Annotated in this window: 14 protein-coding genes; 4 read left to right on the plus strand and 10 right to left on the minus strand. The window is 37.5% G+C overall.

What is annotated here, in order from left to right:
• Positions 1-53 precede the first annotated feature (53 nt).
• From DPQ31_RS25510 to abc-f, 4 genes are all read left to right on the plus strand, one after another.
• Positions 54-947 (plus strand): LysR family transcriptional regulator, encoded by an 894-nt coding sequence (locus DPQ31_RS25510; protein WP_208731178.1) that lies wholly within the window; start codon positions 54-56, stop codon positions 945-947.
• 51 nt (positions 948-998) lie between these two features.
• On the plus strand, positions 999-1367 hold the full coding sequence (locus DPQ31_RS25515; protein ID WP_208731179.1) for a MerR family transcriptional regulator: 369 nt from the start codon (positions 999-1001) through the stop codon (positions 1365-1367).
• Positions 1368-1371: 4 nt separating this feature from the next.
• Entirely contained in the window at positions 1372-1917 is a 546-nt protein-coding gene (locus DPQ31_RS25520; RefSeq protein ID WP_208731180.1) for a flavodoxin family protein, read from the plus strand.
• A 264-nt stretch (positions 1918-2181) separates the two neighbouring features.
• Positions 2182-3816: a ribosomal protection-like ABC-F family protein gene (abc-f, locus tag DPQ31_RS25525; RefSeq protein WP_208731181.1), complete on the plus strand. Its 1635-nt coding sequence runs from the start codon at positions 2182-2184 to the stop codon at positions 3814-3816.
• Between the two features lie 206 nt (positions 3817-4022).
• On the opposite strand, the gene DPQ31_RS25530 is transcribed toward abc-f, so the two are convergent.
• The 10 genes from DPQ31_RS25530 to hpf all read right to left on the minus strand — a co-directional run bounded on the left by DPQ31_RS25530 (position 4023) and on the right by hpf (position 16567).
• A complete protein-coding gene (locus tag DPQ31_RS25530; RefSeq protein ID WP_000637523.1) occupies positions 4023-4334 on the minus strand; it encodes a heavy metal-binding domain-containing protein in 312 nt (103 codons plus the stop codon).
• 65 nt (positions 4335-4399) lie between these two features.
• Positions 4400-6115, minus strand: a complete 1716-nt coding sequence (locus tag DPQ31_RS25535; RefSeq protein ID WP_208731182.1) for an ABC transporter ATP-binding protein — start codon at positions 6113-6115, stop codon at positions 4400-4402.
• Between the two features lie 267 nt (positions 6116-6382).
• Positions 6383-7567 carry a PDZ domain-containing protein gene (locus DPQ31_RS25540; RefSeq protein WP_016107240.1) on the minus strand — a complete coding sequence of 395 codons (1185 nt, stop codon included), beginning with the start codon at positions 7565-7567 and terminating at the stop codon, positions 6383-6385.
• A 109-nt stretch (positions 7568-7676) separates the two neighbouring features.
• Complete coding sequence (locus tag DPQ31_RS25545) at positions 7677-9161, minus strand: S41 family peptidase (protein ID WP_015001115.1); 1485 nt, start codon at positions 9159-9161, stop codon at positions 7677-7679.
• Positions 9162-9231: 70 nt separating this feature from the next.
• On the minus strand, positions 9232-10125 hold the full coding sequence (gene ftsX / locus DPQ31_RS25550; RefSeq protein ID WP_000645031.1) for a permease-like cell division protein FtsX: 894 nt from the start codon (positions 10123-10125) through the stop codon (positions 9232-9234).
• Entirely contained in the window at positions 10115-10801 is a 687-nt protein-coding gene (gene ftsE, locus DPQ31_RS25555) for a cell division ATP-binding protein FtsE (protein WP_000594334.1), read from the minus strand. Before ftsE ends, ftsX begins: the two co-directional genes overlap by 11 nt.
• Before the next feature lie 321 nt (positions 10802-11122).
• Entirely contained in the window at positions 11123-11446 is a 324-nt protein-coding gene (cccB, locus tag DPQ31_RS25560) for a cytochrome c551 (protein ID WP_000727967.1), read from the minus strand.
• 564 nt (positions 11447-12010) lie between these two features.
• Positions 12011-13109, minus strand: a protein-coding gene (gene prfB / locus DPQ31_RS25565; protein ID WP_096001583.1) for a peptide chain release factor 2 whose coding sequence is annotated in 2 segments (ribosomal slippage) — positions 12011-13036 and positions 13038-13109 — 1098 coding nt in all. Because the reading frame shifts where the segments join, the coding sequence is not laid out codon by codon here.
• 134 nt (positions 13110-13243) lie between these two features.
• Entirely contained in the window at positions 13244-15751 is a 2508-nt protein-coding gene (gene secA / locus DPQ31_RS25570; RefSeq protein ID WP_000579396.1) for a preprotein translocase subunit SecA, read from the minus strand.
• Between the two features lie 273 nt (positions 15752-16024).
• Positions 16025-16567, minus strand: coding sequence for a ribosome hibernation-promoting factor, HPF/YfiA family (hpf, locus tag DPQ31_RS25575; RefSeq protein WP_000671188.1), 543 nt, complete (start codon positions 16565-16567; stop codon positions 16025-16027).
• Positions 16568-16743 lie beyond the last annotated feature (176 nt).

Raw genomic sequence — 16743 nt, forward strand, 5'->3', positions numbered from 1 at the left:
ATCATCAGAAATACTTATGATAGAATAAAAACAAAAATAAAGGGGCCTAACAAATGAACGTCGACATTTTGAAAATCTTTGTGACTGTCGTTGAACAGAAACATTTCTCTCGTGCAGCAGAACTTTTAAACCTTTCACAACCCGGTGTAAGCATGCACATTCGCAACCTGGAAAATGAATTTGGAACTACACTCATTCAGCGCTCCCCAAAGCATGTACAAGTTACGGAAGCTGGAAACATATTATACATACATGCAAAGCAAATGCTCTCTCTTTATGATGATGCAAAACAGGAAATTAACGAATTACATAACGTTGTAACAGGAACACTTCGCATCGGTGCTAGTTTTACAATTGGCGAATACTTACTTCCCAAAATACTCGCTAACTATGCCAATGAAAATCCGCACGTCGAAGTTCATACCCTTATCTCTAATACAGAAGAAGTTTTGCAAAGCCTTCGCTCTAATCAAATTGATATCGGCTTAGTAGAGGGGCAAGTCGTATATGCTGACGTAGACGTTGAAGCGTTTATGCAAGATGAAATGAAGCTCGTCGTCCCTCCAAATCACCCATTACTTCACATCAAGGATATAAACGAAGCTACTCTCCAAGACCAAGTATGGGTATTAAGAGAAAGTGGCTCTGGGACACGTGCCTATGGCGATCGTTTTATTCATCAACATCATTTAAAAATGAAACGATTCTTTACATTTAGTAGCATTCAAAGTGTAAAGGAAGCCGTCGCTGCCGGGCTTGGCATCGCTATACTTTCTGATTGGACCGTGCGGAAAGAACTACTAGCCCAAGAACTATTCCACGTCGAAGTTCCAACTGAAAAACTAATTCGTCCATTCTCCATCGTGCGTGGCAAATATTTCATTCCATCTAAAGCCATTCAAGTGTTTTTAAATCATGTAGATTCTTTTGCGAAAAAACAGAGTTGACCTTCACATTAGTGTGAAGGTTTACAATACATGTAAAAGGAGTGAAATGCAGTGCGAATTGGAGAGTTATCAAAAGAAACTGGCGTTAGCGAAAGATCGCTAAGACATTATGAAGAAAAGGGATTGCTCCCTTCAAATCGCCTCACAAACGGCTATCGTGATTTCGATAAAAGTGCCATTGAAAAAGTAGAGCTTATCCAAATGTACTTACAGCTCGGCTTAAATTTAGAAGAAACTGCAAGAATGCTGCGCTGCCTCGAAATCGAACCACATCTATACGAAAATCCATGCAGCAGTATCCTTGCACTTTACGAAGTTAAGCTCAATGAAGTAACAAGGCAAATCTCATTACTTTCCAACATTCAAACGAATTTACAAAAACACGTTTCACTGCTAAAACAAGAAAAAGAAAAGGGATGATTGCATGTTTGTTATACACGGCAGTTCAAGACAAAATGGGAATACGGAAGCCTTAACATATATGATGATTGATGGAATGAAAGCAGAACAAATTTATTTACTTGACCATACCATTTATCCTATTACAGACCAACGCCATGATGCTGAAGGATTTCAACCTGTAAATGATGACTACGAGCAATTAACCAAACGCATGCTAGAGCACGACACGATTATCTTTGCTACACCACTATACTGGTACGGAATGAGCGGCCATATGAAAAACTTCGTTGATCGCTGGTCACAAAGCTTACGTGATACCTCTCTTCATTTCAAAGAGAAAATGAAAGGTAAAAAAATGTACGTCGTCATCGTTGGCGGAGACAATCCGAAACGGAAAGCATTGCCACTTATTGCTCAATTCCAGTATATCTTTGATTTTGTTGGTTCATCATTTGAAGGGTATATTATCGGGGATGCGAATGGATTGGATGAAATCAAAAATGATACTGAAGCACTTACAAAGGCACAACTGTATAATAGCAAATTTAAAAATAGCCAACAGAAATAAGTTTGACAAACCCATTTGTATGCGCATACAATAAAAATAATATTATGAAAGGAAGGTACTTTGACCAATGAAGTTCTAATTCTCTTATTTATTTCATCCATCACAAATAGTGAACAAAAATGATGAAAACTAGCAGGGGATTAGTCTGTCCATTTGTCGATACTTTCTTTCGAGACGATCATGTGAAAAATCGTTTATTTATGTACGATTTTTACATTGAAGGGCGACGTTTATCCTCTCTAGTGAAACTAGGGAGGTTTTTTTATGACTATTTTATTCGCACGTAATATTGAAAAGAGCTTTGGTGACCGTACCATATTTACGTTACCATCACTAGAAATTCACGCACACGATCGCATAGGAATCGTTGGAGTCAACGGAGCTGGAAAATCTACGTTATTGCAAATATTAAGTAAAGAAATAGAAGCTGACAAAGGGACAGTAACTCATCATAGTTCTATCGCCATCATTCCACAGCTTAGCGATACAATACTGGAAACCGCTTCTTCTCTTGCAAAAGGAAAATGGAGTATTTCAAACGTCGCAAATTCAATGAGCGGCGGCGAACGAATGCGCCTAAAGATTGCCCATGCCCTTGAACAAGAGGCAGGCATTCTATTTGCTGATGAACCAACAAGCCACTTAGATATGTTCGGTACAGAGCAATTAGAAAAGGCACTTTCATCTTATAAAGGTGCGCTTGTTTTAATATCTCATGATCGCGATTTCCTAGATACAATATGTACAAAAATCATCGAAGTTGAAGACGGGATGATTAAAGAATATAAAGGAAACTATTCCAACTATCGAAAGCAAAAAGAACGTGAGAGAATACAAAAGGAAGCAGAATACGAGCAATATGTACAAGAAAAAAATCGTTTGGAACAGTCCATTTTACAAAGAAAACAACGCGCTTCTAGCATGACAAAAATCCCAACTCGGTTCAGTTCATCTGAATCTAAACTTTATAAATTAAGTGGAGCTCATGGGCAAGAACAGGTCAGCAAAGCAGCCAAAGTATTAGAAACACGTCTCGAAAAACTAGAAAAGAAAGAAAAGCCAAAAGATCTTTCTCAGGCTCAGTTTGACGTGCAATACCATACACCCATTCATAGTAAAGTGGCAGTACAGTTCAATAAAGCAACAAAGAAAATAGGCGACCGCACACTATTTAAAAATATGAATGGGACAATTGCCCCCGGTGCAAAGCTTGCTATTTTAGGGGCAAATGGAAGTGGAAAAACAACTTTGTTCAACATGCTTCTCGCAAACGAGCGTGGTATCCAGCTTTCGAAGAGTTGTAAAATCGGATACTTTGAGCAAACACTATCTATTTTAAACACAGATAAAACAATTATAGAAAATGTTCTAGAAGAATCGAGCTATACTGAATCGTTCGTTCGAACAATACTTGCCCGGCTCCTTTTCCGCCGCGAAGATGTTCATAAACCTGTGCACGTTCTAAGCGGGGGTGAACGAATGAAGGTTGCACTCGCAAAAGTATTTTTAGGAAACTATAATATGCTCCTGCTCGATGAACCGACGAACTATTTAGATTTAACAACACAGGAAGAATTAGAAAACATGTTACAAGAGTATCCTGGCACTATACTCTTCATTAGCCATGACCGTGCCTTTATTCGTTCTGTTGCAGACCATATTCTACAAGTAGATGAGAGCGAACCAAGAATATTCTATGGCAATTACGAGCAATACATTAAAAGAACCACTCAAGCTTCCGTAAACGTTACTGAACAAGAATTATTGCGATTACAAACGAAATTAACAGAAATCATCAGCCGGATTTCTATACCCAATCATCAAGATGACATCACATTTCTTGAACAAGAATATGAAAAATTATTAGTTCAAATTCAGCGGTGTAAAGAAGCGCTCTAATGTCTTCCCTATATATCGACGGGGCCTTCCACATTTCCCAAGAAATATCGTGGCTTCGACATAAAGATAATATTAGACATCACAATAACAAAAAGCCGTGCACCAGCACGGCTTTTCACTTTATCTTGCTACTTGTAGGCATTAAATGCCCAGTTGGTGAAGGCTCATAACTAGCCGGGATGCCCCCCACTGATTAAAGTTTCACTTTATATACGGACAGCAGTCCCACTCACCGCAACCATTAGCATTCCTTCGCGAACTACTTCGTAATCCACGTCGATACCAACGATGGCATTCGCATTTTTTTGCCTTGCGAATGTTTTCATCTCTTCCATTGCGATGTCGCGCGCTTCTTTTAATTTACTTTCATAAGCACCTGCACGGCCGCCGACAACGTCACGGACAGATGCGAAAAGGTCACGAACAATATTCGCACCCATAATCGCTTCTCCATTCACGATATCAATATACTCAATAATTTCTTTCCCTTGAATTGTAGATGTTGTTGTTACAATCATGCTTTATAGCCTCCCATATAAGATTTCCACTTACTTATGGTGCACGAATTCAGCAGAAATTATATTTACGAACTAAACTGCGCTTCGTATAATCGGCTATACCCTCCGCCTCGCTCAATTAATTCCTCATGCGAACCTTGTTCTGCAATACCATCTTTATTTACAACGACGATACGATCCGCATTTTTAATAGTTGCAAGCCTGTGAGCAATAATTAAAGTTGTACGACCGACAGCTAGTTCTGCAAGTGATTTTTGAATAGCAAGTTCCGTCTCTGTATCTAATGCAGAAGTCGCTTCATCTAATATTAAAATTGGCGGGTTTTTCAAGAACATACGAGCAATTGCTAGACGCTGCTTCTGTCCCCCTGAAAGTTTCACACCACGCTCACCGATAACTGTATCTAAACCGTCTGGTTGCGAGTAAATTAAATCCTCCAACTGGGCACGTTTTACCGCCTGCCAAATTGCAGCCTCTGAAGCCTGTAAATTTCCATAAGCGATATTTTCGCGAATCGTTCCTGAGAATAAGAATACATCTTGCTGTACAATTCCAATTTGTTTACGAAGTGACGATAAAGTCATCTCTTTCGTATCAATGCCATCAATTTGGATTGACCCAGATTCCTGCTCATAAAAGCGTGGTAATAAACTACATAACGTTGTTTTCCCTGCCCCTGATGGCCCAACGAACGCAACTGTTTCACCTGCGTGTATTTTCAAGCTAATATCATTTAAAATCGGTTCTTTATTTTCATATCCGAACGTAATGTTGTTATAGTGAATATCACCGTGTACATGCTTTACTTCTATCGCATCTTTAGAATCCACAATATCAGGCTCTGTTTCAAGAAGTTCTACATACCTTTTAAAACCTGCGATTCCTTTCGGATAACTTTCAATAACTGCATTAATTTTCTCAATTGGTCGGAAGAAAATATTCGTTAATAAGACGAATCCGATAAATCCACCATACGTTAACTCACCTTGCAGAACAAACCATGTGCCACATATTAATACGAAGAGCGTTACGAGACGCATGAGCATATAACTAATGGATGAGTTTAGCGCCATAATTTTATACGCCATTAATTTCGTTGTACGGAAACGAGCGTTGTTCACAGCGAATTGGTCTTTCTCAAACTTTTCATTTCCGAATGCTTGTACAACGCGAATACCACCGACGTTATTTTCGATACATGCATTAAAATCAGCGACATCTGAGAATAAACGTCTAAACGTACCCGTCATTTTTTTATTGAAGTAAAGCGCCAACCATAATAGGAATGGAATTACAAAGAATGTTAGAAGTGCTAACTTCCAGTTAATCATCATCATAAATGAAAATGCCCCAACTAAAGTCATTACGGCGATGAATAAATCTTCTGGCCCGTGGTGAGCAATTTCCCCAATTTCCATTAAATCGTTCGTAAGACGTGAAATTAGATGACCTGTTTTATTATTATCAAAAAATCTGAATGATAGCTTTTGAATGTGATCAAATAATTTCTGCCTCATATCTGTTTCAATATTAACTCCTAGCATATGCCCCCAGTAGGTAACAACATATTGTAAACCTGCATTTAACATATAAACTGCAAGTAAACCAAAACAAGCCCATAAAATAAGCGTCCAGTTTTGTCCTGGTAATAACTTATCAATAAATTGATTTACGATAAGCGGGAAACCAAGTTCCAGTAATCCTGCGATAACCGCGCAAGAAAAATCGAGTATAAATAAACCTTTATACGGTTTATAGTAAGAAAAAAATTTACGTAGCATATATTTCCTCCCTTTTCCAAATTAAAAGACTCCCTAAATGATAACCATTATCAAATAATTATTCAAGTTATTCGACTATGAAACTACAAATAAGGTTTGCGATAGTTGTCGTTTTTTGCCAGAAAGTCGATATATTTTAATAATCGCCGATATAATTTCAGTTGCGCTGATATATTCCGATAATCGCCGATATAAATTTCATGTACTAACTCCCGTCCCCACTCAGACCAAAAAAGGTATCACCTATTGGTGATACCCCCACTTCCATTACATCGCTTCCGAATCCCACTCGTGCTCTTGCTGAACAAATACAACGCCTAACTCATGATGTCCTCCAGCATATAATGCTGTTTGAGCAAGACGAAGCTCACCATTTGTATCTACCACTTCTAATTTACAAAAAGCTCCTGTTGTTTTCGTTTGAAGCGCATCATAAAATTCTTCGGCACTCCTTGGAACGACTCCATTTACTTTCGTAATTATTTCTCCAGGCAGTAAATTCAGCTCGGCCCCAATTGTATTTGGAATTGTATCTAACACAACAAGTCCATCATTGCGTGCAGCGAAATATGCCGGTCTTGTCTCATCTACAATTTTTTCTTGCATCGAAATCGTAAAACGTCCAAGCATTGCGACACCCATTGCAATAATAGCAAGTACGTGCCACCAATAACTCGCGACCCCTAAAACAAGTACAAGACCAGCTAATCCATAAACACGTCTTCCTGTAAAGAGTAAAGCTTCCGTCGGCTCATAACTTCTAATCTTTCGCATAAATCCAATTAAAAATGGAACGAGGAATAGAGAATATGTATTTGTCCCTATTGAAACGACAGGCCACCATGAAATAAACTGGGTTACCGCATCACCTGGTACAAGAATAAAAATCGGCACGATCCATAAACGCTTCGATTCGTGTAAACCAATCTTGAGCCCACGTTTCCCCTTCCTAATCCTCGGTGTAGAATATCTCACCGCGTTTTTAGAAATCAATAAGCCCTCCACAACAAGCATGATGCCTAGTAAAATAGCAAGAGATACAATCGTACCCTCTTCACCTTCTCCAAGCTGTAAGAAGGAAACTGGCAGCTTAGAAGATAATAAAACACATACAATTGCGATACTGAACGTATAAGCTGCCGATAAATATCGATACATAGCAGTTAATCCAAATAATAATGTCCAAAGTAAAATGGCCCATAAGCTCGCCTTGGAAACAACAAGTCCAAGCCCAATCGTAATAATAGATACGATTAATCCATATCCAAGCCCTGCAAATAGAGATGTTCGCAATTCAAACCAAATATCATAAACTTTAAAAGAAAAATCTTTTCGTTCTCGTAATATACGTAAATATCCAACGAAGATACTACTTATTAAAAATACATAGACAGCAGGGTGCAAGAAAAAACGTCCAACTGCCCGCATTATTTCAAAAAGCCATGCCTCCACGAACTCATTCACCACCATTTATATCATTCTTTCTTTTTATATTATCATAACTGGACAAACGTTTGTTTAACACAAAAAAATACAGGCAATAAAATGCCTGTATTTCTTCTTATTTCGCTATTAATTTTAATGCTGCCTGTAATTGTAGATCATTTTCTCCAGAACGGATTTTTTCAATGATTTTAGTTTGGATTGCCTCAGCTGTCTTTTTATCAAGCTGTCCTGTCGCTTCCATCTCATTCGCATTTTGGAATGCTTTCAGTGCTGATTCTGTCTCTTTACTAAAGTAGCCATCTTCACGACCCGGTACATAACCTAAGCTTTTCAGCATCTCTTGCGCATGCTTCACTTGCACATCATTTGAATTGTATGAAAGTGTTTTTTCAATTTGAATTGGCGTCGCATGGTAGTAATCTGGTTGTTTCACTTCTACAGTTGGCTTGATTCCCTTTTTATGAATCCAGTTTCCATCTGGAGTTAACCATTTGAACATCGTTAATTTAATGTTACTGCCATCTTTAAACGGAACGGCTTGCTGAACAGTTCCTTTACCAAATGTTGTTTCACCAATTAAATCGTAACCTTCTCCTTCTTTCAATGCGCCAGCTAAAATTTCCGAAGCAGAAGCACTTCCTTTATCAATCAATACTGAAATTGGATATGGCTTCCTCTCTTTCAGCTCTGTAGAGATTTGCTTTTTCTCACCATTTCGCTGCTCTACTTGTAGCATCGGCTTTTTGTTCGTCATAATTTCTCCTAGTATATCTTCTACACTATTTAAATAGCCACCAGGATTACCACGAACGTCAATAACTAAACCTTTTATGTTTTTCTTCTCTAACTCTTTTAACTGATCCTTAAATTCTTTCGCTGTATTTTCAGCAAAAGAAGTAATTTGCATATAACCGATATCTTTTCCATTCTCTTGTTTCACAGAACTAACTACCGTGAAGATTGGGATTTTTTCACGCTTAATTTTGAATACAATCGGATCAGTTACTCCTGCACGTTTAATTTCAATCGCGACAGTCGTTCCCTTTTTACCACGAATTTTTAATACAGCTTCTTCACGCGATAAGTCTTTTACACTGTTTCCATCTACAGATAAAATTTGGTCATTCGGCTTAATTCCAATCTTTTCTGCTGGTGAACCTTTAATTGGCGATACGATAATAAGCTTACCGTCTGTTTTGTTCACCTCAGCCCCAATCCCCTCTAACTCGGGATCAAGTGATTCACTAAACTGTTTGGCTGTTTCTTTATCCATATACGTGGAATAAGGGTCCTTCAGCGTAGACAACATGCCTTGTATTGCACCTTCAACTAACTTGTCATCTTTCACGTCTTCCACATAACGTGAATCAATTAGTCCATATGCCTCATTAATTTTTGCCAAATTCCCTTGCGTCGTGCTAGCGTTCCCACTCGAAATTGTTTGCGTTACTTCTGCTGGGTTAACCCCAAATACAGACATTCCTGCAAACATTCCGCCAGCACCAATTAAAAATGCAACAACCATTCCAATAATTGCAACTCTACGTTTCAATGCGGAATTCCCCTTTCCAAAACACACAGGTGGTGTAGCAAAAGGCATCACACAGCGTGTGATGCCTTTACCTATTTCTACTATATGATAAGCTTGTACGAATTATGTTTGCAACTTTTTATACTTTTAAGAAGCGACGAATTGACATTACACTTCCCCACATACCGATTAACGCACCGATTAACACTAATAAACCAGCTAATTGGAATACGAATGGGCTGTATGGTAAAAGCTCGAAAATTGTTCCGCCAAGTTTTTCATTAAACACACTTTGCAGTGAATTATACGTAACTAGAATTAGACCAATTGGAATAATTGATCCTAATACTCCTAGGAATAATCCTTCTAGCAAGAACGGCCAACGAATAAACCAGTTTGTTGCACCTACAAGTTTCATAATTTCAATCTCAGTACTACGAGCATAAATTGTAATTTTAATTGTATTAGAGATTAAGAACATCGCTGTGAATAAAAGACCTGCAATTAATGCAATCCCGATATTACGTCCTGTTTTTACAGTATCAAATAATTTTTCAACTTGACCTTTACCGTATTGAACGTTACTTACAAACTGCATTTTTTCAATCTTTTTCGCAATTTGTGCTGTATCAGTTGGCTCTTTCGCTTTTACAATAAATACGTTTTTCAGTGGGTTATCTTGCTCAAATAACTCGAACGTTTTTCCACTATCGCCTAAACTTTTAATTAAACGTTTCAATTCTTCTTCTTTAGAAGAGTATTTAATAGAATCTACTTTCGCGACCTTACTCATATCTTCTTCTAATTTCTTTTGATCAGCTTCTTTTGCTGCTGGATCAATGTGTACACGAATTTCTACATCTTGCTCTACTTTTGTAGCAAAATGGTTCATATTCATAATCGCTGTTAAAAAGACACCTACAAGTAATAATGTAACTGTTACTGCACTTACAGAAGCAAATGTCATCCATCCGTTACGGGATAGATTTTTTACACCTTCTCGCAAATGTCGACTAAGGGTTTTAGCCTTCATATCCGTATCCTCCCTCAATCTCGTCTCGAACAATTTTTCCGCCTTCAATCGCGATTACACGATGACGGATTGTATTTACGATATCTGCATTATGCGTCGCCATAACAATCGTTGTACCACGCTCATTAATGCGCGTAAAGATCTTCATAATATCAAGAGCTGTTTCAATATCTAAATTACCAGTTGGCTCATCGGCAATTACAACCTTTGGTCTATTAACAATCGCTCTTGCAATAGCCACACGTTGCTGCTCTCCACCTGAAAGTTCACTTGGAAGTGCGTCTGCACGATCATCTAGACCTACTAGTCCTAACACTTCAGTAACACGCTCACGAATCGCATCTGGTTCTTCTTCAATTACTTCTAAAGCAAACGCAACATTCTCATATACCGTTAATTTAGGTAATAATTTAAAATCTTGGAAAATCACGCCTAATTGACGACGGAAATATGGAACATCTCTTTCTGCCAATGATTCGATAGTAAGTCCATTTACATTAATAGATCCTGTAGTTGGCTTTTCTTCACGATACATCATTTTAATAAATGTAGATTTTCCGGCTCCACTCGGTCCAACTACGTATACGAATTCACCTTGTTTAATGTTAACTGTGAGACCAGCAACGGCTTTCATACCATTCGGGTACTCCTTATAAACATTCGTCATTTTTATCATTATTTATCACCCAATGCTTAATGATTTTTTTTTCGAAATACTTTTCTGTACATGTGAAAATAAAAAGGAATCCTTTATTTTCATTTAACCATTCTTGTTGAAGGCAGCTTACTTACATGCTTTTTATTCGCACCGCTACTCTATGTAATATATTTCAGCAAAATTCTACAAACCTCATTGTAACATCAAACGGTTTCCAGTTCGGATACATTTTTGTTACAGTTATGTTACATCCCAGAAAAAGGAGACGAGTTGTTATAACTCTTATCCAAAGTCATTTTTAGATAAGATTATATAATCAACTCGCCCATTTTTCTCTTTTTATTTATGTTCAGCTAACCACTCAGCTACTTTTTTCGCATCTTCACCTTGAATAATTCCCGGTGACATTGAACCGCGACCTTTTTCAATAATCTTTTCAATCTCTGCTGCATCATATTTCTGCCCTACTTTTCGTAAATCCGGTCCAGTTGCTCCTGATAAATCTTTCGCATGGCAGCCTATACAACTTTTTTGATAAATTTGCTCTGGGCTATCTGTGCTTGCAGATTGTTTCGAAGGCTTACTCTCTTCTTTATTTCCACATGCTCCTAAAGCAAAAACGACTGATGTACCTAGTGCAATAGCCAACAATTTCTTTTTCAATTCTATCGCTCCCCATTGTTGATATTCTTTTCATTCCTAACACACTCATTTTTATTATAAGCATTATCTTTATATAGAAAAACTAAGGTATATTTCATATTCTTGAAAAATACAGTGAGAACCCTGATAAAATAAAGCTTCCATAATTTGTTTCAATTCTGTGAACAACGTAAAAACTTCTATAAAGAATCTTTTTAAAAGGCAAATCAAAAAAGTTCTTTATAAAATCTTACTCTATTGCCGCTCTGTTTTACTATTCTCTACTTTTTACAAAACAATATACAACATTGTATTCTGCATATAACCCCATCAAAAAGAGAAGTTGTCGTTTCCAACTTCTCTTCCCCTGTACTTCATCCATATAAATAAAACGTTGTATATCCTCTATTTTCTCAGCATGGGCCAACAATTTTGTTGGCTTTTTCTCTTATCCCACTATTTACTGGGTAGTAAGACCCCTACCTCAAAATTCAACAAAAGCAAAGAAGTTAGGTGAGGGTCGGGCTGCCCGTAAAAGTCAGATTTGTTAAAGCTAATAATCAGTGGGGATTCCCCCACTGGTTATTAGATGCGAGAACGTAAGTAAGCATCAATAAATGGATCAATTTCTCCATCCATAACTGCTTGTACGTTACCAACTTCTGTATTTGTACGATGGTCTTTTACAAGAGAATACGGGTGGAATACGTAAGAACGAATTTGGCTGCCCCATCCAATTTCTTTTTGTTCCCCGCGGATTTCATCTAATTGTGCTTGTTGCTCTTCTAATTTCTTTTGATATAATTTTGCTTTTAACATTTTCATCGCATGCTCACGGTTTTTAATTTGAGAACGCTCTGACTGACACGTTACAACCGTATTTGTCGGTGTATGCGTAATACGAACTGCTGAATCTGTCGTATTAATGTGCTGTCCACCAGCTCCACTTGCACGGTACGTATCAATTTTTAAGTCTTCTGTACGCACTTCAATTTCAACTTCATCATTGAACTCAGGTACAACTTCACAAGATACAAATGATGTATGACGACGGCCTGAAGAATCGAACGGTGAAATACGTACAAGACGATGTACACCTTTCTCTGCTTTTAAATAACCGTAAGCGTTATGACCTTTAATTAATAAAGTAACACTCTTAATACCAGCTTCATCACCTGGTAAGTAGTCAACTGTTTCTACTTTAAATCCACGTTTTTCAGCCCAGCGTGTATACATACGTAATAACATAGAACCCCAGTCTTGTGACTCTGTTCCACCTGCACCTGGGTGTAATTCTAAAATCGCATTATTTTTATCATAAGGATCACTTAATAGTAATTGAAGCTCATACTCATTCATTTCTTGAATTAAGCCTTTTACTTCCGATTCTAATTCCTCATGTAAATCTTCATCATATTCTTCTTTTAAGAGTTCATGCGTTACTTCTAAGTTTTCGAACGTCTCGTCTAACTGACGGAACTTTCCAACCATATCTTTTAACGCATTTGCTTCGTTAATTACAGTTTGAGCGCCTTGTTGGTCATCCCAAAATCCTGCGCCCATCATTTTTTCTTCTAATTCTGCAATTTGTTTCTCCTTAGTAGGGAGGTCAAAGAGACCCCCTAAAAGCCGCTAATCTCTTAGCCATTTTCTCTAATTCCTGTCTAATTTCTACTAATTCCATTTTCTTCACCTCTATGTAATTGCTATTACTTTCGTATGAAAACAAGGGAAACTCTCTCCACTTATTAGGGAGAGAGTTTAATCCTTTTTATTATAATTTGCAAAACAAGCTGAATTCAACAGCCGCAGTTTTTATTAGCTTACAATGCCACAGCAGTTTTTATATTTCTTGCCACTACCACATTTGCATAAATCGTTACGGCCCACTTGATCACCTTTTACAACAGGCTTTTTCTTCGCTTCTTCGCCATCGCTAGATGGATGAACAGCTTCACCTTGAACAACTTCTTGACGCTCTAAGTTTTGTTCAATTTCAGCTTTCATAATGTAACGAGAGATTTCCTCTTCAATAGAAGCAATCATTGACTCGAACATTGCGAATCCTTCCATTTGATACTCACGAAGTGGATCGATTTGACCGTAAGCACGTAAATGAATACCTTCACGAAGGTGGTCCATCGCATCAATATGCTCTGTCCATTTCGTATCTACTACACGGAATACAACAACTTTTTCGAACTCACGCATTTGCTCTTCTGGCATAAGCTTTTCTTTGTCGTTGTAACGCTCTATTAATTTCGCGATAATCGGCTCGCTCATTTCTTCTGGAGCAAGACGACGTAATTCTTCTTCTTTTATATCGCCTTCTTGCAGAAGGTTTGTATTTAAGTAGTCAACAAGACCTTTAATGTTCCAATCTTCTTCAATTTCCTCTTGTGTATGAAGCGCAACAGCACGTTCTACTGTAGATTTCATCATACCTTCAATAATACTACGTAAGTTCTCAGAATCCATTACTTCTTGACGCTGTTTGTAAATAACTTCACGTTGCTGACGAAGCACATCATCGTATTGTAATAACTGCTTACGTGCATCATAGTTATTTCCTTCTACACGTTTTTGCGCAGATTCTACTGCACGAGAAACCATTTTACTTTCAATCGGCTGTGAATCATCCATACCAAGACGATCCATCATCGCTTTCATATTGTCAGAGCCGAAGCGGCGCATTAGTTCATCTTCCATTGATAAATAGAACTGCGTTACACCAGGGTCCCCTTGACGACCAGCACGACCACGTAACTGATTATCAATACGACGACTTTCGTGACGCTCTGTACCGATAACCGCTAGACCGATATTTTTAATATCATCGCCTAATTTAATATCCGTACCACGACCAGCCATATTCGTCGCAATTGTTACAGCACCTTTAATACCAGCTTCTGCAATGATATCTGCTTCACGCGCATGGTTTTTCGCGTTTAAAATATTATGGCGTACACCTTTACGTGTTAACATTTTTGAAATAAGCTCTGACGTTTCAATTGCAACTGTACCAACAAGTACAGGTTGTCCTTGTTTATGACGATTTACAATATCCTCAACAACTGCATTGAATTTACCTTCCATTGATTTAAAGATTAAATCAGCACGGTCATCACGAATAATATCTTTGTTCGTTGGAATTACGATAACATTCATATTATAAATATTACGGAATTCTTCTTCTTCCGTTTTCGCTGTACCAGTCATACCAGATAACTTTTCGTACATACGGAAGTAGTTCTGGAACGTAATTGTCGCAAGCGTCATGCTTTCATTTTGAATTTCTACGCCTTCTTTTGCTTCAATCGCTTGGTGTAAACCTTCGCTATAACGACGCCCTTTCATAAGACGACCAGTGAATTGGTCTACAATTACGATTTCACCTTCTTGTACAACATAGTCTGTATCACGGTGCATAACAACATGCGCACGAAGTGCCTGATTAATATGATGAAGAAGTGCAACATGTTTTAAATCAAATAAGTTTTCAATATGGAAAGCTTTCTCTGCTTTCGTAATACCATCTTCAGTTAACATTACATTTTTCGTTTTCACATCGAATGAATACTCTTTTTCATTTTCTAATGTACGAACGAATGCATTTGCAAACATGTATAGCTCTGTTGATTTTTGAGCTTGTCCCGAAATAATAAGCGGCGTACGTGCTTCATCGACTAAAATAGAATCGACTTCATCGATAATAGCAAAATGAAGTGGACGCTGAACGCACTGCTCTCTATATAAAACCATATTGTCACGTAAGTAATCGAATCCAAGCTCATTATTTGTGCTATACGTAATATCAGCAGCATAAGCCTCTTGCTTCTCTTCGCGTGACATACTATTTAAGTTAATTCCTACTGTTAAGCCAAGGAACTCATGAAGTTGTCCCATTTCGCTCGCATCACGTTGTGCTAAGTATTCATTGACTGTAACAACGTGAACACCTTTTCCTGTTAAAGCATTTAAATATACAGGTAATGTAGATGTTAACGTTTTACCTTCACCCGTTTTCATCTCAGAGATATTCCCTTCATGTAAAGCAATACCACCCATTAACTGCACGCCATACGGACGCATTCCAAGAACACGAGTCGCAGCTTCGCGAACAACCGCAAAAGCTTCAGGAAGTAGATCATCTACTGTCTCACCTTTTGTTAGACGTTCTTTAAACTCAAGCGTCTTTCCTTTTAATTGTTCATCTGTTAGTGGCTTAATAGATGATTCTAATGCATCAATTTGCTCAACTGTCTTCTGCATACGTTTAATTTGGCGTTGATTTACATCAAATACCTTTTTTAAAATACCGATCATAGGAAATACGCTCCTCTTTTTTATTAAAATAAAACTTCCGATTGTTTTTTCTTTTTCTATTACAATCAGTCGTTATAAAAATCAAATGTATGTTATGCCAATTTTTCTCCTAATTAAAAAAACTAAAATGTATATACCTAATGATAATTGTAACACTTGTCTTATAACTATGACAACAATCGGCCGAATGTCTCGTTCTAAATTAGGAAAAGTTTTTTAAAAATCTATTTCAGCAAAAAAAGCGCAGCCTCTTTCGGCTGCGCTTTCGAATTATTATTTAGTTTCGATTAAACCATATTTTCCGTCTTTACGGCCATATACAACATTAGTTTCATTTGTATCAGCATTTGTGAAGACGAAGAAATTATGCCCTAGCATATCCATTTGCAAGATCGCTTCTTCAACGTCCATCGGTTTTAAATCGAATCGTTTTGTACGTACAAGTTCTAATTCATCCTCTTCTACCTCATCCAGAACAGCTACTGCTTCTGGAAGGATAAAGTTAGTTTTCACAGAACCTTTCTCACGTAACTTACGATTTACTTTTGTTTTATGTTTACGAATTTGTCGCTCAATCTTATCAACTACTAAATCGATAGCAGCGTACATATCGCTATTAGTTTCTTCTGCACGAAGTAATAAATCAGTAAACGGAATTGTTACCTCGACACGTTGCTTGTCAGAGTATACTTTTAAATTAACTTTAATCTCTGGGAATGTATCAAAATAACGCTCTAACTTACTTAGTTTTTTCTCTACATATTCCTTTAATGCTGGAGTTACTTCAATATTTTCACCACGAATGTTGAATTTCATAGATGAATTCCTCCTTTCAAGCCTATGTACTATAATTTCGACACTGGCTTAAAAACTCCTTCTAACTTTTTTAAAAAAATTAGTGGAATTGCGATTTTTTTATCGTTTTTTGTTGAAATGAAAAGATGCATCGTTTCTACCTTTATTTTATCCTATTAACATCGTGAGTAACGAAT

Origin of the sequence: Bacillus sp. COPE52 (assembly GCF_003355115.1) — a bacterium.
Taxonomy (GTDB): Bacteria; Bacillota; Bacilli; order Bacillales; family Bacillaceae_G; genus Bacillus_A; species Bacillus_A toyonensis.